21 protein-coding genes are annotated in these 20,083 nt (G+C 69.3%); 11 read left to right on the top strand and 10 right to left on the bottom strand.

Going from position 1 to position 20,083, the window contains the following annotated elements; all coding sequences use genetic code 11:
- Window positions 1-139: 139 nt before the first annotated feature.
- From VGJ14_04405 to VGJ14_04380, 6 genes are all read left to right on the top strand, one after another.
- Window positions 140-571: a nuclear transport factor 2 family protein gene (locus tag VGJ14_04405; GenBank protein HEY2831643.1), complete on the top strand. Its 432-nt coding sequence runs from the start codon at window positions 140-142 to the stop codon at window positions 569-571.
- A gap of 46 nt (window positions 572-617) precedes the next feature.
- Window positions 618-1,091 (top strand): 2,4'-dihydroxyacetophenone dioxygenase family protein, encoded by a 474-nt coding sequence (locus tag VGJ14_04400; protein HEY2831642.1) that lies wholly within the window; start codon window positions 618-620, stop codon window positions 1,089-1,091.
- A gap of 246 nt (window positions 1,092-1,337) precedes the next feature.
- On the top strand, window positions 1,338-3,053 hold the full coding sequence (locus VGJ14_04395) for a hypothetical protein (GenBank protein HEY2831641.1): 1,716 nt from the start codon (window positions 1,338-1,340) through the stop codon (window positions 3,051-3,053).
- On the top strand, window positions 3,050-3,388 hold the full coding sequence (locus VGJ14_04390; GenBank protein ID HEY2831640.1) for a hypothetical protein: 339 nt from the start codon (window positions 3,050-3,052) through the stop codon (window positions 3,386-3,388). Before VGJ14_04395 ends, VGJ14_04390 begins: the two co-directional genes overlap by 4 nt.
- Before the next feature lie 75 nt (window positions 3,389-3,463).
- Window positions 3,464-4,435 (top strand): MBL fold metallo-hydrolase, encoded by a 972-nt coding sequence (locus VGJ14_04385; GenBank protein HEY2831639.1) that lies wholly within the window; start codon window positions 3,464-3,466, stop codon window positions 4,433-4,435.
- A gap of 17 nt (window positions 4,436-4,452) precedes the next feature.
- The gene (locus VGJ14_04380) at window positions 4,453-5,319 is read left to right on the top strand and encodes an alpha/beta hydrolase (protein HEY2831638.1); all 867 of its coding nucleotides are present in this window, start codon (window positions 4,453-4,455) and stop codon (window positions 5,317-5,319) included.
- A gap of 34 nt (window positions 5,320-5,353) precedes the next feature.
- On the opposite strand, the gene VGJ14_04375 is transcribed toward VGJ14_04380, so the two are convergent.
- The 6 genes from VGJ14_04375 to VGJ14_04350 all read right to left on the bottom strand — a co-directional run bounded on the left by VGJ14_04375 (window position 5,354) and on the right by VGJ14_04350 (window position 10,540).
- On the bottom strand, window positions 5,354-5,818 hold the full coding sequence (locus VGJ14_04375; protein ID HEY2831637.1) for a nitroreductase/quinone reductase family protein: 465 nt from the start codon (window positions 5,816-5,818) through the stop codon (window positions 5,354-5,356).
- 61 nt (window positions 5,819-5,879) lie between these two features.
- Window positions 5,880-6,551 carry a DJ-1/PfpI family protein gene (locus VGJ14_04370; GenBank protein HEY2831636.1) on the bottom strand — a complete coding sequence of 224 codons (672 nt, stop codon included), beginning with the start codon at window positions 6,549-6,551 and terminating at the stop codon, window positions 5,880-5,882.
- 32 nt (window positions 6,552-6,583) lie between these two features.
- Complete coding sequence (locus tag VGJ14_04365; protein ID HEY2831635.1) at window positions 6,584-7,576, bottom strand: DJ-1/PfpI family protein; 993 nt, start codon at window positions 7,574-7,576, stop codon at window positions 6,584-6,586.
- Between the two features lie 85 nt (window positions 7,577-7,661).
- Window positions 7,662-7,907 carry a hypothetical protein gene (locus VGJ14_04360; GenBank protein ID HEY2831634.1) on the bottom strand — a complete coding sequence of 82 codons (246 nt, stop codon included), beginning with the start codon at window positions 7,905-7,907 and terminating at the stop codon, window positions 7,662-7,664.
- 135 nt (window positions 7,908-8,042) lie between these two features.
- Window positions 8,043-8,462: an SSI family serine proteinase inhibitor gene (locus tag VGJ14_04355; protein HEY2831633.1), complete on the bottom strand. Its 420-nt coding sequence runs from the start codon at window positions 8,460-8,462 to the stop codon at window positions 8,043-8,045.
- Window positions 8,463-8,530: 68 nt separating this feature from the next.
- Window positions 8,531-10,540 (bottom strand): S53 family peptidase, encoded by a 2,010-nt coding sequence (locus VGJ14_04350; protein HEY2831632.1) that lies wholly within the window; start codon window positions 10,538-10,540, stop codon window positions 8,531-8,533.
- 85 nt (window positions 10,541-10,625) lie between these two features.
- On the opposite strand from VGJ14_04350, the gene VGJ14_04345 reads away from it, so the two are divergent.
- The 4 genes from VGJ14_04345 (at window position 10,626) to VGJ14_04330 (ending at window position 14,791) form a co-directional block, all read left to right on the top strand.
- On the top strand, window positions 10,626-11,513 hold the full coding sequence (locus tag VGJ14_04345) for a DUF899 family protein (GenBank protein HEY2831631.1): 888 nt from the start codon (window positions 10,626-10,628) through the stop codon (window positions 11,511-11,513).
- A gap of 134 nt (window positions 11,514-11,647) precedes the next feature.
- The gene (gene aceA, locus VGJ14_04340; GenBank protein ID HEY2831630.1) at window positions 11,648-12,925 is read left to right on the top strand and encodes an isocitrate lyase; all 1,278 of its coding nucleotides are present in this window, start codon (window positions 11,648-11,650) and stop codon (window positions 12,923-12,925) included.
- A 14-nt stretch (window positions 12,926-12,939) separates the two neighbouring features.
- Complete coding sequence (gene aceB, locus VGJ14_04335; protein ID HEY2831629.1) at window positions 12,940-14,568, top strand: malate synthase A; 1,629 nt, start codon at window positions 12,940-12,942, stop codon at window positions 14,566-14,568.
- 73 nt (window positions 14,569-14,641) lie between these two features.
- Window positions 14,642-14,791 (top strand): hypothetical protein, encoded by a 150-nt coding sequence (locus tag VGJ14_04330; protein HEY2831628.1) that lies wholly within the window; start codon window positions 14,642-14,644, stop codon window positions 14,789-14,791.
- Between the two features lie 43 nt (window positions 14,792-14,834).
- Here VGJ14_04330 and VGJ14_04325 read toward each other — a convergent pair whose 3' ends face one another.
- Complete coding sequence (locus VGJ14_04325) at window positions 14,835-16,271, bottom strand: DHA2 family efflux MFS transporter permease subunit (protein HEY2831627.1); 1,437 nt, start codon at window positions 16,269-16,271, stop codon at window positions 14,835-14,837.
- Window positions 16,272-17,062: 791 nt separating this feature from the next.
- Between VGJ14_04325 and VGJ14_04320 the strand changes: the two genes are divergently transcribed.
- The gene (locus tag VGJ14_04320; GenBank protein ID HEY2831626.1) at window positions 17,063-18,514 is read left to right on the top strand and encodes an ABC transporter substrate-binding protein; all 1,452 of its coding nucleotides are present in this window, start codon (window positions 17,063-17,065) and stop codon (window positions 18,512-18,514) included.
- On the opposite strand, the gene VGJ14_04315 is transcribed toward VGJ14_04320, so the two are convergent.
- The 3 genes from VGJ14_04315 to VGJ14_04305 form a co-directional block, all read right to left on the bottom strand.
- Window positions 18,515-18,892 carry a PIN domain-containing protein gene (locus tag VGJ14_04315; protein ID HEY2831625.1) on the bottom strand — a complete coding sequence of 126 codons (378 nt, stop codon included), beginning with the start codon at window positions 18,890-18,892 and terminating at the stop codon, window positions 18,515-18,517.
- Window positions 18,889-19,134: a type II toxin-antitoxin system prevent-host-death family antitoxin gene (locus VGJ14_04310; GenBank protein HEY2831624.1), complete on the bottom strand. Its 246-nt coding sequence runs from the start codon at window positions 19,132-19,134 to the stop codon at window positions 18,889-18,891. Before VGJ14_04310 ends, VGJ14_04315 begins: the two co-directional genes overlap by 4 nt.
- 313 nt (window positions 19,135-19,447) lie before the next feature.
- Window positions 19,448-20,053 (bottom strand): hypothetical protein, encoded by a 606-nt coding sequence (locus VGJ14_04305; GenBank protein ID HEY2831623.1) that lies wholly within the window; start codon window positions 20,051-20,053, stop codon window positions 19,448-19,450.
- Window positions 20,054-20,083 lie beyond the last annotated feature (30 nt).

Raw genomic sequence — 20,083 nt, 5'->3', positions numbered from 1 at the left:
CCATGTCGGGAACAACGGTCCTGTCGGCACCCACGGCCTTGTCGGGAACAACGGTCCGGTCGGCACCCACGGCCGTGTCGGGAACAACGGTCCGGTCGGCACCCACGGCCACGTCGGTCCGCACCATTAGATTGACGGCGTGACCAGCGCCAACCGCCGCGTCATCGACCGCTTCTATGCTGCGGTCATCGCCAAGGACGGCGAGGCGATCGCGGCCGCGATCGAGGACGGTTTCGCGCCGGACGCGGTCATGCGCATCTCCGACTCGCTGCCCTACGGCGGCGTCCACGCCGGGCGCGAGGTCATCCAAGGCCTGCTGGGCAAGCTGGCCCGCACCCGCACCCCGATGGTGCTGGTGGAGAAGATCACGGTGCGCCGGGTGCTCGAGCAGGGCGACGAGATCGCGGTGGACGTGGAGTTCCCGTGGATCGCGCCGGGTGCGGCCGAGCCGATCCGGATGGCCGCCGTCGAGTGGTTCACGTTCCGGGACGGCCAGGTGGTGGAGATGACGGTCAGCTATTGGGACACCGCCGCCTGCCTGCGCGCGATCCAGGCGGCGCGGCAGGAGTAGCGTCGCTTTCGTTCACGGCCCCGATGGACGAGAGAGAGCAGTGACGATGGACGCAAAGTCGGCGCGGGACAGGCTGCAGAACGACACCATTCAGGACACCTACGTCCACCCCGACGACCACCCGTGGATCCCGTTCCCCGGGGCGGACGGCATCGATATCAAGGTGCTGCGGGTGAGCTCGGAAACCGGCACCTGGACCGCGTTGTTCCGTTGTGCGACGGGCTCCGGCTTCGCCCGGCACAAGCACCTCGGCGCCGGGGAGTACCTGATGATCTCCGGCCAGATGGAGGTCCGCGGCGGCGTGCAGGCGGGCGGCATCACCGCCTACCCCGGTGACTACGGCTACGAGCCCACCGGGATGATCCACGACTGGACCAACTTCGTCGAGGACACCGTGTTCTACTTCACCAACTACGGCGCGCTGCAGTTCATGGACGAGAACGACAACACCGTTGGCGTGCTGGACTGGCAGGGCATCCTCGGCATCGCCGCCTCGGCGCCGACGCTCGCGGCGGTCTGACGGCAGCCAACGTCACACGGCTGACAATGCACGTTGCAAACGTTGGGACGGATGAGCCGGCTCATCCGTCCCAACCGTTTGGACCTGCATCTACAGCGTGCGCACCACTGGGCCACCACGCGCAGGAACGACGTGCTCGCCGCCCGCAAGCGCTATGACAGTGTGGTCTGAGTCACACATCCGTTTGACCTGGGGCGAAACGGTGCTCAGCATGGAGGTCTGGATCCGTCAGCACCGGAGGACCGCTTGCCCGCACGTTCGTTAGGTAAGGGGCCGCGTCGTCTGTTCGGTGGGTACGGACCGCTGCTCGCCCTGGCCATCGCGTTCCTGCTGGTGGTCACCTTCGTGCCTACCATCGCGCGCCAGGTCACCGTGGTCTCGCAGGGCGCCGCCAACGCCACGCCGGTGGCCGGCGCCGGCCCGGAGGGGAACGCCCCGGCGGCGGTCGCACCCGGTCAGGCTCAGGTCCCCGGCGGCAAGCCGGTGCCCGGCGCCAAGGGGCAGGTCCCCGGTGCCGCCGCTGCCGCGGGCGCGGGCCCCTGTGCCAACCGCAGGATTCAGGTGGTCGGCGATCCGTACTCCCCGCCCTGCATCGCCTGGCCCGCGGGCAAGGACAACGGCGGCGCGACCAGCACCGGCATCACCAAGGACAGCATCAAGATCTCCTTCCGGCTGCCCGTGGAGAACATCAGCGACTTCTCCAGCGTCATCCGCCAACTCGCCGGCGACAAGGCGAACAAGATCCCGGCGGCCACGGACGCGGACGTGCGGCGCACCATCCAGGACTACGCCACCTACTTCTCCCAGAACTTCCAGATGTACGGCCGCAAGCTCGACCTGCAGGAGTGGCACGGCAAGGGCTCGGTGTTCAACGAGTTCGTCGGCGCCGGGCAGGACGCCGCGCAGGCCGACGCGATCCATACGGCGAAGGAGCTCAAGGCCTTCGCGGACATCAGTGCGTTCACCCAGCCCTACAACGACGCCCTGGCCCGGCAGGGCGTGGTCGCGATCGGCGCGCCCTACATGTCCCGGCAATGGTTCGCCGCGCATCAGCCGTACTCGTGGAGCCCGTTCCCGGACTGCACGACCCTGTCGGAGATCGTCGCGGAGTACCTGAACAAGCGGGTGTTCGGTTACCCGGCCGATCACGCCGGGCCGGGACTGGCCGGCCAACCGCGCAAGCTCGGCATCATCACCCCGGACAACCCCGAGTACCAGCAGTGCCTGAACACGGCGATGAAGGACATCAACGCGGCCGGCAACAAGGCGCAGCGCTACAGCTACACCCTGGACCTGGCCCGCTTCTCCGACCAGGCCAACAACATCGCCGCCAAACTCAAGCAGGACGGCATCACCACCGTGGTGCTGCTCTGCGACCCGCTGTTCCCGCTGCTGGTGACCAACCGGATGAGCCAGCAGCAGTACTACCCGGAGTATGTGGTCACCGGCACCGTGCTCACCGATTCCGACGAGTTCGGCCAGCTCTACGACGAGGGCCAGTGGAAGCACGCCTTCGGGCTGAGTCAGCTGGGCCAGGAGCAGCCGCAGGGCGCCAGTTTTGCTTATGCCGCAGCGAAATCGGTCGACCCCGACCACGAACCGATCTTCGGCGCGGACCTGTTCTACCAGTTCTTCTACCAACTGGCGTTGGGCATCCAGATGGCCGGTCCGAACCTGACCGCGCAGACGTTCGCGGCCGGCATGCGGGCCTATCCCGGCGGCACCGGGCCGTCCGGAAGCTGGGGTTATCCCGACGGCGCGTACAGCCCGTACCGGGATGGCCGGGAGATCTGGTGGGATCCGAGCGCGACGTCGGTGGTCAACGGCGCGCCGGGCCGCTACGAGTCGACCAACAAGCGGTACAAGCCCGGTGCCTGGCCGCACGGGCCCGCCGCGCCGCAGCAGAAGACGGCGCCCGCCGAGGTGACCACCCCGGCCCGACAGAGCGAACAGCGGCTGTGACCGAGCAGTCCGACTACGACGACGGCTTGGTGCGCCTGGACGAACGGGGCATCACGCTGCGCCGGTACTACTTCCCGTGGGCCGGGGCCAAGGTCGTGCCCTACGACGAGATCAAGGCCGTGCGCGTCCGGCCCGCGGGTGTGCGCACCGGGGCGTGGCGGATCTGGGGCTCCGGGGATTTCCGGCACTGGTTCGGCCTCGACCTCCATCGCCGCAGCCGGAGCCAGGTCGTCGACCTGGACGTGGGCCAGTGGGTGCACCCGACCTGCACGCCCGCGGACCCCGACCGGATGTTGGCGATCCTGCGCGGGCGAGTGGCCGCTCCGATCGTGTGAATTGATTTGACGTCCGACTATTGAACATCATAGTGTTGCCCTTGGTGATCATCGCCGATTCGTGCGGGAGCAACCATGGGTATCGACAGTTCGCATCTGCCGCGCCGGCTGATCTGGCAGGACCGGCCCTTCCCGGACGGCAACCTGCTGCTGTTGCCCGGCCGGCAACCAGCCCTGGTGGACAGCGGATTCGTCGGCCACGCAACGGAAACCGCCGAGTGGGTGCGCGCCCACACCGACCGTCTCGACCTGGTGGTGAACACCCACTGGCACGCTGACCACGTCGGCGCCAACGGCGTGCTGCAGTCCGGTGGCGCCGGGATCGCCGCGGGCACCGTGGATGCCGCGGCGGTCAACCGGCGCGATCCGGGGTGCTGCCAGACCGAGTACTTCGACCAACCCGTCGCGCCGTACACGGTCGACGAACCCCTCACCGACGGGCAACTGCTGTTGCTCGGCGACACGCACTGGCAGGTCGTCACCACACCCGGCCACACCCCCGGCCACGTCGCGCTGTGGCAGCCCGAGGAGCGGTTGCTCGCGGTCGGCGACGCGATGTCCGACTACGACGTGGGCATGGTCAACCTTGCTTTGGACGGCCCGGACGTGGCGAAGACGGCGCTGGCCTCGGTGCAGCGGATGGTCGAGCTCGACCCGCGGGTCATCCTGCCCGCGCACGGGCGGATTCCGCCGGACACCGGTGCGGCACTGGGCAATGCGGTGCGTCGGGCGCAGCGGCTCGTCGATGACCCCGATGGTGCGGTCTGGTACGCCTCGCGGCGCATCTTCGCCTACCAACTGATGATCCGCGCAGGCCTGCCGACCGACACCGTGGAGCCCTACCTGCACCAGCGGCCCTGGTTGATCGACTCGGCCCGGTTGCTGCACCGCCCGGTGGAGGAGTTCACCACCGAGCTCATCGCATCGATGCTGCGGTCCGGCGCGATTGCCCTGCGCGACGGTCGATTGCATGCCGCGGCGGAGCACACCCCGGTGGACCCGGCGCTGCTCGAGGTGCCGGCGCCACGTAACTGGCCGACGCGCTGACCATGTCGAGGTGAGCCGTGAACCGCGTGGAGCTACCGCAGGGCACCATCACCTACCGCGCCGCCGGCCCGGCCGACAGCACGTTCCCACCGGTCGTGTTCGTGCACGGCCTGCTGGTCGACAACCAGCTCTGGGCGGCGGTCGCCGACCTGCTCGCCGAGCGCGGCATCCGCAGCTACGCCCCGACCTGGCCGCTCGGCTCGCACCCGATTGCCATGCACCCGAGCGCGGACCTCAGCCCGCGCGGCCAAGCGGCCATCATCAACGCCTTCCTGGCCGCCCTGGACCTGAGCGAGGTGACCCTGGTCGGCAACGACACCGGGGGAGCGCTCTGCCAGTTCCTCATCGACACCGACCACAGTCGCATCGGCCGGTTGGTGCTCACCAACTGCGACGCGTTCGATGTGTTCCCACCGCCGGAATTCACCGGGCTTCTGCGCTGGGGCCGGCATGCCTGGCTGCTCAAATTGATGGCCGCCGCGCTGCGGACGACCGCGCTCCGACACGGCCCGCGCGGGTTCGGGCTGGTGTTCGTGGGTGAGCCGGATGCCGCCGTCACCCGCAGCTGGATCGAGCCCCTCTACCGGGACAGCGGCGTGCGCCGCGACGCCGCCAAGCTGATGAGCGCGATCCGATCGGCGGACCTGCTCGATGTCGCCACCCGCTTCGCCGCGTTTGCCAAACCGGTGCACCTGGCCTGGGGCGACGCGGACCGGTTCTTCCCTATCGCCTTCGCGGACCAGCTCGCCGCGGCCTTCCCGAACGCGATGCTGTCCGTCATCGAGGGCGGGCGAACGTTCGTGCCGCTCGACTATCCCGCGCAGGTCGCCGACGTGATCAGCAACGCCCCATCCCCGCAACGTCCGACGAATCTTGCGCTATAGCGCAAGATTCGTCGGACGTAAGGAAGGTGGTTGGCTAGCCGATCGCGCCCGGATCGTCGACGGTTTCGCAGATGACGACGGGGATCTCGCGGTCGGTCTGCTTCTGATAGCCCGCGTAGCCCTTGTAGACACCCACGATCCGCGACCACAGCTCCGCACGCTCCGCGCCGGCGGCGGTGCGGGCGCGCATCTTTCGTGTCCGGCCGTTCTCGGTGATCTCGACGTCGGGGTTGGCGACCAGGTTCTTGTACCAGTCGGGGTGTTCGTCGTGGCCGCCCTTGGACGCGACCAGGATGACCCGGCGGTCGTCGTGGATCGGGGTGGTCAGCAGCGTGGAGAGGCGCTTACCGGATTTGCGCCCGGTCGCGTGTAGCTCGACCGTGGCCATTCCGCCGATCCGATGCGGCCATCGCCCGCCCGTGACACAGAGCAGCGTGCGGTGACCGCCCTCCAGGATCCGCGCTCCGACGCCGGCCAGGATGTTGTTCCGCGTGGACATCGTCGCCCCCTCATCCGTTGAGCGCCCAGCCTCGCATGCCCACCCGCAACCCGCCTGCCCGCTACGTCGCCTTCGCCGCGTAGAACGCGACCAACCCGGCGGCGAGCGGCTCGAACCGCTCGGTCACGGCCGCCACCACTTCTGGCGCGGCGGTACGCGGATGTCCGTTCGGGCCGTGCGGCATCGGTTCGTACTGGGTGATCAGCTGGATCATCGCGGCGGACTCGGGACCGCATGCCTCGGTGAGGAAGGTGAGGGCGAAGTCGATGCCGGAGGTGACGCCGCCGGCGGTGATGCGGTTGCGGTCGCGCACCACGCGTTCGTCGCTCGCCGTGACCTGCGGGTAGTGCGCGAGGAAGGGCAGGTAGGCCCAGTGCGTCGCGGCGCGATAGCCGTCCAACAATCCGGCCTCGGCGAGGAGCAGGGATCCGCTGCACACCGAGGTGACCCACTCCGCCTGCTCACCGGCTTTGCGGAACCAGTCGATGACGGCGGGGTTGGACAGCGGTCCCACCATGTCGCCCGCGCCGCCGGTGAGTAGCACGTCGATGTCCGGCGCGTTGTGGACGCTGTAGTCCGGCACGATCTTCAGACCGGTGTCGGTGATGATCGGGTCCGGTGTGGCCGCGATGGTGACCACCTGGAACTCCGGGTGGATGCCGAGCAGTTGGTGCGGAGCGAGTACGTCGAGCATGGTCATCTGGTCGAAGATGAACGCACCGACAGTCTTCACGGCAGTACCTTCCGATCCGGTCTGACCCAGCGTCAGACGGCGAGGTGAAGCGGGGCAGGGGTGTCGCCGAACCGGCGACGGTACTCGGTCGGGCTGATGCCCAGGGCGAGGGTGAAGGCCCGGCGCATCGCCTGTGGGTTGCCGTACCCGGCGGCGCGGGCGGCGGCGGAGAGGTCACGGCAGTCCGATTCCAGCAGTCGGCGCGCGGTCTCCAGGCGCACCTTCTCCACGTACCGGCCGGGCGACAGGGCGAATTCGGCGGTGAACACCCGGGCGAAGTGGCGCTGGCTCATGGTCATCCGTTCGGCCAGGGCGGCCAGGCTGAGGTCGACGGCGGGGTTGGCCAGGATGTACTGCTGCAGTTCGCGCATCGGCTCGCGGGTCGGCAATGGGTTGGCCAGTTGGGTGGAGAACTGCGTCTGGTTGCCGGTGCGGCGCAGATACAGCACCAGGATCTGCGCGATGGTGCGCGCCGCCTCCGGCCCGATGTCGGACTCGACCAGGGACAGCAGCAGATCGAACCCGGACGTCACACCGGCGGAGGTCCAGACGTTCCCGTCCTGCACGAAGATCCGGTCCGGGTCGACCTCGATGCGGGGGTAGCGGCGGGCGAACTCGTCGGTCATGGTCCAGTGCGTGGTCGCGCGGCGCCCGTCCAGCACGCCGGCCGCGGCCAGGATGAACGATCCGGTGCAGATGCTGACCGTCCGGCGGGCCCGGCCGGCGACGCGGCGCACCGCGGCGGCCAGAACGGGATCGGCGCACACCTCATGAGCGGACGGTCCACCGATGACGATGAGCGTGTCGATGTCGATCCGGGTGGTGCGCAGATTGCGCGCCGGGCCCAGGCGCAGGCCCGTCCACAGCGTGATGTCCGACCCGTCGAGCGTGGCGAGTTCCACCCGGTAGGGCTCCGGTGTGCCGGCGCGGCGGGCCAGTTCGTTGGCGGACTGCAGGATGTCGTGCACACCCAGCAGCTCCATGCCCAGCGCGCCGGGGTGGCCGACGATCAGCACCCGCCTCATGCCCACGACGCTAGGCCGGCGCGTGCGCCGGCCACAATGACAACTACCGGTCAGATCTGGCCATGGCTGACGTTGGCGGAGGGAGTCAGGCGGCTTCGGTGTCCGCGACCAGTTCGGCGGGCGTCAGGCCCGCCCGGGCCAGCACGGCGGCACCGGCCTGCGTCGCGTGCACCACGGCGTCGCCGAGGACGCTGAGCAGCTGGCCGATGTCGCGGGCGTCGAGCACCCAGCCGCCGACCATCCGGGTGCGCAGCGCAAAGGTGCGCATCCGCCAGACCACCACCTGGTCGCCGACCGCGTGCACCACGCTGACTGTCTGCTCGTCGTTCACTGCCGCTCCCGCCGCCCACCGTCTTTCCCGACTTGGACGCACGATTTGCCCGGTGCGACTCGGCCCTACGGATGAATGTGACTCCTCCGGTCGGGTGACGGCAACGGGATTACGCCCGTCGGAGGGGATGCGGGCCTAGAAGTCGAAGACCTCGTCGGTGGCCCGGATCATCTCGCACGAGTTGTTGAAGGTGTGGTCGTAGTTGATCGACGTCGCTCCCCACCGACCCACCGCCGTGGCGCGCACCGGGCTGACGTAGTGCGGGCACATCTCGCCCTGCTTCGGGGTGATGTTCTGGATCTGGCCGTTCACCTTGGCCAGGTCCGCGCAGGCCTCCTGCGCATGGGGGTGGTTGCCGTCGATCGGATCGCAGGCCAACACCACCGTTATCGGTGCGCCGCTGCCCCGCGTCACCGTGAGTCCGAATTGGCCACGTGATTGCCCGGGCGCCACCCCGTCGTCGTCGGAGGACTTGGCGTGCGCGATGCCCGCGCTCACCAGACCCGCGATGACCACCGTGGACGCGGCGACCGCCACCATGCCCCGTCGGTTCACGGCTTGCTCCCCTCAACAGCGGAACCCGGCTGCCGCAGGACGGCAGCCGGGTTCCAGTGTGACCCGGGTCAGCTCACGGTGAGCGATGTATCGTCCACCAGGAACGACGTGTACCGCGAGCTGTTCTCGGTGCCGGTGAACTTCAACGCGGCGCTGGTGGTGCCGGCCGGCACCGTGGTGGTGAAGGTGTACTGCACCCAACCGCTGGATTTGTTCAGGTTGGACAGCGTGCCCAACGTGGTGCTGCCCAGCGCCACGACGAGCTTGTCCACCGCCGACGAGGTGGTCTCCTGGGTGGAGATCTTCGTCCAGAACGACACCGTGACGGTGGTGCAGCCGCTGGGGATGTTCGCCGTCTGGGCCAGGGTGTCGGTGTGGCTGCGGCCGTACCCGTCCAGCCACGCGTCATAAACGCCACTGTGCGGGGCGGAGGTGCCGGTGTTCTTGCCGATCACGCCGGAGGTCGCCGTCCACGAGGTGGAACCGGACTCGAAGCCGGTGTTCGTCAGCTGCTGACCGGTGACGCAACCGCCGGAGGACGGCGCGGAGATGGTCAGCGCGTAGGTGCCGGTGGCGCTGCTGCTCGACCCGGTGCCGGTTACCGCGATCGTGTAGGTGCCCGGCGTGGTGGACGCCGACGTGGTCACCGTCATCGTCGAGGAGCTACCGGAGGTGAGCGACGACGGGCCGAACGAGACGTTGACCCCGGCCGGCGCGCCGCTGGCGGACAGCGTCATGGTCTGCGCCGAGCCGCCGGTGGTGGTGGTGTTGACGGTGGCGGTGGTGCCGGTGCCCGCGGTCAGACTGCCGCCGGTCGGGTTGACCGCGACCGAGAACGTGTTGCTGCTGGTGCCGCCACCCGAGCCGCCGATGGCGAGCAGGCCGCTGGGGGTGCCCACGCCGGTCGGACCGTCGTAGCCGACCACCGCCTTGCACAGGTAGTTGCTGCAGCTGCTCTTGTTCTGACCACTCGTCACATCATTGAGCCCGGTCGCCGCCGAGTAGAGCGAGCTCGCCGACGTGGCGTTGGCCAGCGCGTACATGCCGGCGATGATCGGCGAGGCCACGCTGGTACCGCCGTAGACCGCCCAGCCACCGCTGCCGTAGGAGTCGTAGACCGCCACGCCGGTGTTCGGGTCGGCGATCGCGGATACGTCCGCGATGGTGCGCTTGGCGCACCCGCTGTCGTGCTGCCACGACGGCTTGGCCTCGTAGGACGAGCAGCCGCTGCCCGCGCCGCTCCACGCCGTCTCGCTCCAACCGCGCGCGTTGGACGACCGGGACAGCGACGTCCCACCGACCGCGACGACAGCCGGTGCGGACGCCGGCCACTCGGTGCCGTACCCGTCGTCACCGGTGGACGCGGTGATCGCGATACCGGGGTGGTTCAGGTAGTTCGAGGTGAGCGATGGGTCCGAGCTGGACTCCGACCCGCCCCAGCTGTTGGAGATCGCCTTCACCCCCGGCTGGGAGGCGGCGTAGTTCTCTGCGGTGCCCAGGTTGGCGTCGGAGTTGGAGCTGGCCTCCACCAGCAGGATGTGGCACGCGGGGCAGACCGCGGACACCATCTCCATGTCCAGCGCGATCTCCCCGGCCCAGCCGGAGTTGGCCCGGGGCAGCGCGGTGGTGCTGCCGGTCTGGGAGACCTTGCGGAAGCAGCCGCCCGCGGTGGTGCAGGCGGGCAGGGCGTACTGCGAGCGGTAGAGCGCGAGGTCGGCCTCGGCGTTCGGGTCGTCGTAGGCGTCCACGATGGCGATCGTGGAGCCCGCGCCGAGGTTCGGCGGGATCGAGTACGCGGACTTCAGGTCGTTGGGTGCCCAACCCGACGGCGTGATCGACGGCGCGAGCCGTCCCTTCCGGCCCTTGATGTCGGTGCGGTGGCGGGACAAGCAGGCGGCGTAACCCTTGTCCGCCTTGGCGCAGTTCGCCGCGGACGTCGGCCCGGACGCCGACGTCGCGGCCATCGCACCCGGTGTGGACAACACGGTGGTACCGGCGGCCAGCACGGCCAGGACGGCGCCGACGCGAACGGCGCGGGGAAGTCGGGTGGATCCGAGCGGACGGGCGTAACGGGCCACAGCGACTCCTGGACAGGCGGTGGCGATCGCACGTGCGACCGCCGCGGGTCAACTGTGAATCTCGGCATCGCAGAGGGCGGGCTGAATGGCTCGGCGTCAGCCGAACGGCCGAATCCCCGCGCGGGAGCGAGGTCCGGGCTTCTGGTGTGATGGGACGAAACCCGACACACCCCGGAGGGACACCGTGACGAACCCGGGCCGCCCGCCCGTCGTTGATATGGCCACCTGGCAGGCGGCCCGCGACGAGTTGCTGGTCCGCGAGAAGGCGCACACCCGCGAGGGCGACGCCATCGCCGCCGCCCGGCGCCGGCTGCCGATGGTGGAGTTCGACCCGACCGTCGAGGTCGTCGGTGCCGACGGGCCGGTGCCGTTCCTGAACCTGTTCCAGGATCGCGACGAGCTCATGGTCTACAAGCACATGTGGTGGGACGGCGCGCCGCACCAGGGTCAGTGCGAGGGCTGTACCACCGTGGCCTGGCACCTGAAGGACGCCGTGTATCTGCACGCCCGCGGCGTCTCCTTCGCGCTGCTGACCACCGGGTCGTGGGACGAGGTCGCTCCCTTCGTGGAGTTCATGGGCTACACCCAGCCCTGGTACTCGGTACGCGGCCTGCCCGAGCCGGTCGGCGGGGAGATGGGCTACCTCTGCTGTTTCCTGCGCGAGGGCGACCGGGCGTTTCTCACCTACGCCACCACCGGGCGGGGCACCGAGGCGGTCAACGGGTCACTCGCGCTGCTGGACAGAACGCCCTACGGCCGGCGCGAGGGGTGGGAGGACAACCCCGAGGGCTGGCCCGCGGCTCCCGATGCCGGCGCGCCGGTGGGCGGGCACGGCGCGCCGATCAGCACGTTCTGGCGCACCGATGCCGACGGCAACGCCACCTGGGGTGAGACGGGGCGGCCGGTGCCGCAGTGGACCCGCCCCGGCGTGACCCGCGAGCAGACCCTGGGTCGGGGCGACCAGCACCATTGACCGGGGTATGGCCCAGCCGCGGCCGGGTAGGGGCCGTCAGTAGGCGCGCACGTTGCGCTCGAGCTGGTTGAAACAGCTGGGCGAGATCTCCAGCAGGCGGGTCCTCGCCTCGCAGCGGACCCGGAGGGCCACGAGTGAACAGCGCACGCGAGCAGCAGGTCAACGAACTCACCCAGCAGTGGGCGACCGACCCCCGATGGTCCACGGTCACCCGCCCCTACTCGGCCGCGGACGTCGTCCGGCTGCGTGGGTCGGTGGTCGAGGAGTACACGCTGGCCCGCCGCGGCGCGGAGCGGCTGTGGGATCTGCTGCAGCACGAGGACTACATCCACGCGCTCGGTGCGCTGACGGGCAATCAAGCCGTGCAACAGGTCCGCGCCGGCCTCAAGGCCATCTACCTGTCCGGCTGGCAGGTCGCCGCTGACGCGAACCTGGCCGGGCACACCTACCCGGATCAGAGCCTCTACCCGGCCAACTCGGTGCCCGCGGTGGTGCGTCGGATCAACAACGCGTTGGCCCGCGCCGACCAGGTCGCCTGGGCCGAGGGCGACGACAGCGTCGAATGGTTCGCCCCGATCGTCGCCGATGCCGAGGCCGGATTCGGCGGCCCACTCAACGTCTTCGAACTGCAGCGCGCGATGATCGCGGCCGGCGCCGCAGGCGTGCACTGGGAGGACCAGCTGGCCTCGGAGAAGAAGTGCGGCCACCTCGGTGGCAAGGTGCTGATCCCGACCCGGGCGCACGAACGCACGCTGGTCGCGGCACGGCTGGCCGCCGACGTGTGCAACGTGCCGTCGATAATCGTCGCCCGCACCGACGCCCAAGCCGCGACGCTGCTCACCAACGACGTTGACGAGCGGGACCAACAGTTCACCACCGGTGAGCGCACCGGCGAGGGCTTCCACATGGTCCGCAACGGCATCGAGCCGTGCATCGCCCGCGGCCTGGCCTACGCGCCGCTCGCGGACCTGCTGTGGATGGAGACCTCCGAGCCGAACCTCGAGGTGGCCCGCCAATTCGCCGAGGCCATCAAGGAGGAGTACCCGGATCAGTTGCTGGCCTACAACTGCTCGCCGTCCTTCAACTGGAAGAAGTTCCTGGACGACGCCACCATCGCGAAGTTCCAGCGCGAGCTCGGGCACATGGGCTACAAGTTCCAGTTCATCACCCTGGCCGGATTCCACGCGCTGAACTACTCGATGTTCGACCTGGCCCGTGGTTACGCTGCAGACGGCATGCCGGCTTACGTGGAACTGCAGGAACGCGAGTTCGCCGCGGAGGCCGTCGGATACACCGCAACCAAGCACCAGCGCGAGGTCGGCACCGGCTGGTTCGACCTGGTGTCCACCACGATCAACCCCACCACCGACACCGCCGCGCTGCACGGGTCAACCGAGTCCGCGCAGTTCTGAGGGAGGACATACATATGACGGAGTTGTTGACGCCGCAGGTGCAGATCGTGCCCTCCACGGTCCCCGGTGCCGAGACGATCCTCACCCCGGAGGCGTTGGCCTTCGTCACCACGCTGGACAACGAGTTCGCCGAGCGACGTTTCCAGCTGCTCAAACGCCGCGCCGAGCGCAATCTCGCGCTGGCCGAGGGCAGCGACCGGCTCGGCTTCCTGGACAGCACCCGGGCCATCCGGGAGGACCACAGCTGGCGGGTCGCGTCGACCGCGCCGGGGCTGGCGGACCGGCGGGTGGAGATCACCGGGCCGACGGACCGGAAGATGACGATCAACGCGATGAACTCCGGCGCCAAGGTGTGGATGGCGGACTTCGAGGACGCCACCTCCCCGACGTGGGAGAACATCGTGTCCGGGCAGGTGAACCTGCGCGACGTGATCGCCGGGCGGCTGGAGTTCACCACCGAGGACGGCAAGCACTACGCGGTGGGGGAGAACCCGGCCACCATCGTGGTGCGCCCGCGCGGCTGGCACCTGGTGGACAAGCACGTGCTCATCAACGGCCGGTCGATCAGCGCGAGCATCCTGGACTTCGGGCTGTACCTGTTCCACAACGCCCACGCGCAGGTGGACCGCGGCTTTGGCCCGTACTTCTACCTGCCGAAGATGGAGGGCCACCTCGACGCGCGGTTGTGGAACGACGTGTTCCTGCGCGGGCAGGAACTGCTCGGTCTGCCGTCGGGCACCATCCGGGCCACCGTGCTGATCGAGACCTACCCGGCCGCGTTCGAGATGGAGGAGATCCTCTACGAACTGCGCGAGCACGCCGCCGGGCTGAACGCCGGCCGCTGGGACTACATCTTCTCCGTCATCAAGACCCTCGGTCGGGACAACGAGGCCTACATCCTGCCCGACCGTAACGGCGTCACCATGACCTCGCCGTTCCTGCGCGCCTACACCGAACTGCTGGTGCAGACCTGCCACAAGCGCGGCGCCCACGCCATCGGCGGCATGGCCGCATTCATCCCCAGCAAGGACACCGAGGTCAACGAGCGCGCGATGGGCAAGGTGCGCGAGGACAAGCAACGCGAGGCCGGCGACGGCTTCGACGGGTCGTGGGTGGCGCATCCCGGTCTGGTACCGATCTGCCGCGACGCCTTCGACGCGGTGCTGGGCGAGCACACCGACCAGCGGGTGCGGTTGCGCCCGGAGGTGTCGGTGAGCGCCGCGGAGTTGCTGGACGTGTCCGGGGTTGACGCCGAGATCACCGAGGCCGGGCTGCGCTCCAACATCGTGGTGGCGTTGCGCTACATCTCCGCGTGGCTGCGTGGCAGTGGCGCGGTGGCCATCTTCAACCTGATGGAGGACGCGGCGACGGCGGAGATCTCCCGCTGCCAGGTGTGGCAGTGGCGGCACTTCGGGGTGAAGTTGGACACCGGCGAGTCGGTCACCACCGAGATGGTGCAGCGCATCCTCGACGAGGAGTGCCGGACCCTCCTCGCCGAGGACCCGACCGGCCCGGGGGCGGCCCCCGCACTGCTGTCCACCTTGCTGCTGTCGGATGAATTGGCGCCGTTCTTCACCGTCGATGCCTACGCCCAGCACTTGGTGTCCGCGGACGCGCCCGTCGACGTGGCGCTGCCGGGCTGAGCTCCCGGGTAGCGCCCCCGGTTTTCCCGGGGCCGAACGGGGAAGTACTTCGTGGTCGGCCCAAGGAGGAACCGTGTTGCTCGTCATCGCGTTGCTGCTGATCCTGTTGTTCGGCGGCCTCGGGTTCGCCGTGCACGTGTTGTGGTGGGGCCTGATCATCGGCCTGATCCTGGCGATCGTGCACACCGTCCAGCGTGGCAACAGGGCGGGCACGCCACGGTGACCAGTGAACTGACGGTCAGTCAGACCAGCGCCACGGGATTGTCTTAGGTGCGGGTACGCCGTCGCCGATCGCGGCCGCAGGCGAGGTAGAACACCGGGCTCGCCGTCGCCGCCACCGCTGCCGCGATGACCAACGCCACCCGGTAGGCGTGGGTGATGTCGATGCCGCCGTGCGCCGTGGCAAATCCCGACGCCGCGGGGACGACGGCCAGGCCCGCCAGGCTGGCCACCCGCGCGACCGCGTTGTTCACACTCGACGCGGTACTGACCAACTCCCGGTCCGCGGCGGCCATCACGCTCGCGGTCAGCGGTGCCACCATCGCCACCAGGCCGAGGCCGAGCAACAACGCGCCGGGCAGCACGTCGGCGGCCCACGTGGGGTGCATGCCGACCCGGGTGAGCAGCAATAATCCGCCCGCCGCGCACAGCGGACCCACCGTCAGTTGCCAATGCGGGCCGATCTTCTCGGCCAGTGCGCCGGAGCGCGCGGAGAACATCAGCATGAGCAGCGTCGCGGGTAGCAGCGCGAGCCCGGCCTGCAGCGCCGACCAGTCACCGACCGTCTGCAGTTGATACGCGACCAGGAAAAAGCTCAGCCCGATCGAGGCATAGAGGAACAGCGTGCCGAGGTTGAGCACGGTGAACACCCGGTTGGCGAACAACGACGGGGGCACCAGCGGGTTCGTCGCCCGGCACAGATGCATGACGAACACCACCAGGCCGACGACGGCCACCGCGGCCGCGACCAGCACCTTGGCGTCGCCCCAACCCCGCGGCCCGGCCTCGGTCAGCGCCCAGGTCGCGGCGGCCAACGTGGCGACGGCCAACAGGGCGCCCCGCACGTCGAGCCGGCCGCCGTCCCGGCCGCGGGTCTCCGGCACCGCCGCGCGCGAGCAGACGATGACCACCGCGGCGACGGGGAGATTCAGCAGGAACGCCCACCGCCACCCCGGCCCGTCCACGATCACCCCGCCGACCAACGGCCCCACCGCGCCGGCCGCAGCACCCAGCCCCGACCACGCGCCGACGGCCGCCGCGCGGTCCTCCGGCCGGAAGCCGGACTCGATGATCGCCAGGCTGCCCGGGGTCAGCAGTGCGCCACCCACCCCCTGCAGGATGCGCGCGGCGATCAGCCACCCGATCGACGGCGCCACTCCGCAGAGCAGGGAGGCAGCGGCGAACCAGATCACTCCGACCTCGAACACCCGGCGCCGGCCGAACCGGTCACCCAACGCCCCGGCGAGCAGGATCAGCGAGGCCAACGCCAGCAGGTAGCCGGTGAGCACCCACTGCAGCGAGGACACCCCGGTGTGCAGCGACTGCCCGATGTGCGGCACCGCGACGTTGACGATCGTCGCGTCCAGGGAGGCCATCCCGGAGGCCGCCACCGTCGCGGCCAACGCGACGCGCCCTCGGGTGGAGTGCAGCGCCAGTTCGGTTCCGCGGCCCGCGGTGCTGAGCACCGGTTCGACCTTGGCCACCCGGACATCCTCGCGTGGCGCGCTGCCCGGGTCCCGGGGGGTGGCTGTGTTCTTGCCGCCGCGGTGCATTGCCCGTGGTGGACGGGGTAGTCGGCCGGAGCCAGATTCCGGTGACAGGAGAGAGCGGTGGCCGAGCGGATGCGGGTGCGTCGCAGGGCGTGCTCTCGCTGGTGGGAGGAACCCGAGCCGGTTCCTGCCGGCTTCCGCGATCCGCTGTACGACCGCTGGCGCGACCGGCCCTAGCCCGCCGGGCCGAACGTCTGCGTCGCTCGGCGCGCCGAGTTCATCGTTGCGTCACGCTGCAGAGCGGACGATTTGGCCGCGCAAGCCCTCCCGGGTCCGGCAATCCCTCGTACCGGGCCCGACGCGGGGGTCCATCAGCAACCCCCGTCGCGTCGGAAAGACCCGTCGGGCGCGACGGGGGTTTTTGGCGCCCGGCAGCCCGGCCGGCAACCCGCCGCCGGCCTTTGTGTGGATTTGACACACACTCCGGCGCACAATTGAGACATACTTTGTTCTATGCGCCAACCCACCCGGGGCGGCGCCGGTGAAGGACTCGGGTTGACCGCTGGCAAGCAAGGTCTCTGGGGCCGGCTCCAGGAGCCGGCGCTTCGCTGTGCCGCGGCTAGGGCCGCACCATGAAAGTCGTGCGGCGAGCAGGGATTCTCGTCGTTCCCGCGGCTGTCAGCCTGGCGCTGGTGCTGACTGCGTGCGGAGCGTCGGGCGGCTGGCGATCAGTGACCCAACCGGGCGCGCCGGCAGCGAGCGGATCGGCCGGGAGCCCGATCGCGGTGCCGCCTGTGGCAGGCAGCCCCAAGGGTTCCGCAGCGACCGGGACCAAATCGAGTCACTCCGCCGCCACCGAGGCTGCGCCTGCCCCTAACGCTGCCTCGGCACCGGCCGGTCCGGCCACCGGCGGCGATCACACCCAAAAAGCCAAGGGCAAGGCGCCCGGCGAGTCGAAGTCCTCGAAGCTGGACCCAGCGAGCGCGGTGGCCGCCCTGGGCGTGCATTCGATCGACGTCACTGCCGCGCAGCGCGCGTCCAGCGTCAAGGTGGCGGACGACAAGGACGGCGCAACCGACACCGGCGTCACCAAGAACTCGATCACCCTCGGCACGGTGAACATGCACGACGTCGCATTGGGCGGCGTGCTGACCACCCCGATCGTCGATGGCGTGCGCGCGGCGCTGTCGGCGATCAACGACCGTGGTGGCGTGCTGGGCCGCCGGATGTCACTGATCGACTGCAACGACGGCGTCGGTGATGTGGACCAATCGAAGGCCTGCATCAAGAAGTTGGTCAGCCAGGACCACATCTTCTCGTTCCTGACCTACTCGACCTGGGCGAGCGCGTCGATCCACGACGACCTGAAGCAGTACCACATCCCGGCGGTCGGCATGTGGGCCTACTCGCAGACCGAGTGGCAAGACCCGTTCATGTTCCCCACGCACATGTCGATGCTGCACGAGGCGATGGCCGGGGCGCACTGGGTCAGCTCGGTGATCAAACCCAAGACCTACGGGCTGCTCTGCCTGAACAGTCCCGAGATGCAGTTGGCCTGCAACCAGGTGACGAAGATCCTGGATGCCTCCGGGTCGCACTTGGTCAACCGGTCCGACGTGTCGATCTCGGAAACCTCGATGGCGCCGTATGTGTTGGCGATGCGGGTGGCCAACCCGGACCACATCGTGCACTACGTGGTGAACCCCGCCACCGTCGCGAAGTTCATGGTGGAGGCCGCGCAGCAGGGCTACTACCCGCCGCTGGGCATGTCGGGGAACAACCTCGCGACCGAGACGCTGGGGTCGTTGTTCGGTAAGTGGCCGGCCGGCCGCTACTGGACGAACACCTCGTACCGGCTGTGGGGTTCGGGCTTCATGTCCACGATGAACAAGTACGCGCAGGACAACCGCGGTATCAACCACCACATCGCGCAGGCCGGCTACGTGGGCGCGAACGTGTTCGCGTTGGCGGCATTGGCGGTCGGTCCGAACCTGACGCGGGATCGGTTGATGGCCCAGCTGAACAACGGGGACGTGTACAGCGCGGACATCGACATGGATCAGCGGTTCAGTTGGGCGCCGAGCGAACGCAACGGCTCGAGCTGGAATCACGACTACGGCCAGGGCCGCGAGTTCATGTACAAGTACACCGACGCCAACACCGTCGCCAATCCCGACGGGTCGCCGAATGGGTTCCAGCCGGATCCGAATCAGTTCGTGATCTACACCGGGAAGTGATCAGGGCTCACGCACGTCGACGAGGTCGTTGATGATGGCGAAGTCGGAGACGTTGACGGTGATCAACGGGGCGTTTTCGACAACGGCGGTCGCCGCGATCGCAAGGTCGAGTTGGCGTCGCCGCGGACGTCCGCCGCGTTGCGCCACCGCAGCCGCGAGCTGACCCCAGGTGCGAGCGACCTCAACGGTGACCGGCAACGGATCGAAGGTTGCCTCGATGGTGGCCAAACGACCGGTACGGCGGGCGAGTTCGTCCGGGTCGGTGGCCAGCAGGACCCCGAAGTGCAGTTCGCTGATGGACACCACGCTGATCGCCGCATCGACGTCGCTGGAGAACCCGGGTCCGATTAGCACCGAGGTGTCGAGGACGGCCTTCACTGGGCGAACGGGTCGACCAGGTCGCCAGGCATGGCTTCCAGATCCTCGGCCAGCGTCGCCGGTGCGGCAGTGCGCCAAACCGCGGCCAGCGTCGGCCCGCTGACCCACCGCCGACGCTGCACGGGCCGGAGTTCCGCCACCGGCCGACCGGCGACGGTCACGATGAACGTCTCGCCACCCTCGACGCGACGCAGGACCTCGCCCACCTCATTGCGAAGTGTCTTCTGCGGGATCGTCTCCATACCGCACGGTAGCACTTCTGCTACCTTAGATTTCCAGCAATTTGAGCGGAGTCCTCACGCATTCCCCCTCGGCGTCCAGCTCCATCCGTCCCCCCGTCACGCGGTCGATTGCTGTGGCATTCCTACCTGGCCGCGCCGACAATCGGCCCGGGTCACGCAACTCCGGAACACAGTTGAAAAAGCTGAGGCGATCGGCGCCCGTTTTGTCGTCACACCCGTTTCAACTCTGCCCACTGGTGGCGTGCCTCAGCGCGCCTCACCCGCACTGCAGGGCTGCCCCGGCTCCTCATGACGGGCCGCGGGGCACGCAGCCTCAGGTGTGGATCCAACGGAATGTGCTCATGATCGCGTCGAACAGCTCGACCGAGACGGTGGAGGGGTCGTCGTCGGAGTCGGTTCGCAGGGCGGAGAAGGTGACGACGAGCCAACGGTCGGGGTCCGCCGGTACCGGCAGGACGTAGACGACGCGGCGGGACGGGAACGGGACACCGCGGGCGGGATCGGCCGGCGCGAGGGTTTCGGTGCGGGAGCAGGCGGTTCCGGCGATGGTGACCCGCCGGGCGCCCGGGCCGGTGGTGAGGCCTTCGATCAGCAGGTTCGGGTCGAGCGGGTCGACGGAACCGAAGGCGATGTCGGCGACCACGAACGACGCCGGCACAACAACGCCGTGGACCGCCTCGACGGGCAGGTACAGGTGCAGGCAGTTCTCGTCGTAGGCGGCGACGGTGTCGCGCAGGTAGGCGCCGACCTGCGCCCGCCGCTCCGGCACATCGGGGGCGTCCGGCGGCAGGGCGGCGGTGGCCGTGTCGAGGATCGCCTCGATGGCTTCCTCCGTCCCCGAACGCAACGGGATCCGGGCCCAGCCCGGCGGCCACACCAACCGGTAGCCGATCCGGGGCGGCGCGGGTTCGGCGGTCACGAGCGACCAATCGCCTCGCCGCGGCCTCGC

The sequence above is a fragment of the Sporichthyaceae bacterium genome (assembly GCA_036493475.1).
GTDB lineage: Bacteria > Actinomycetota > Actinomycetes > Sporichthyales > Sporichthyaceae > DASQPJ01.
This window is presented reverse-complemented; position numbering and strand designations above follow the sequence as displayed.

Coding starts and splice junctions, on each gene's coding strand:
- VGJ14_04345 (HEY2831631.1), top strand. CDS start 10,626: ATGGCTCGGCGTCAGCCGAACGGCCGAATCCCCGCGCGGGAGCGAGGT.
- VGJ14_04375 (HEY2831637.1), bottom strand. CDS start 5,818: ATGTCCACGCGGAACAACATCCTGGCCGGCGTCGGAGCGCGGATCCTG.
- VGJ14_04310 (HEY2831624.1), bottom strand. CDS start 19,134: ATGGAGACGATCCCGCAGAAGACACTTCGCAATGAGGTGGGCGAGGTC.
- VGJ14_04365 (HEY2831635.1), bottom strand. CDS start 7,576: ATGAGGCGGGTGCTGATCGTCGGCCACCCCGGCGCGCTGGGCATGGAG.
- VGJ14_04400 (HEY2831642.1), top strand. CDS start 618: ATGGACGCAAAGTCGGCGCGGGACAGGCTGCAGAACGACACCATTCAG.
- aceB (HEY2831629.1), top strand. CDS start 12,940: ATGACGGAGTTGTTGACGCCGCAGGTGCAGATCGTGCCCTCCACGGTC.
- VGJ14_04385 (HEY2831639.1), top strand. CDS start 3,464: ATGGGTATCGACAGTTCGCATCTGCCGCGCCGGCTGATCTGGCAGGAC.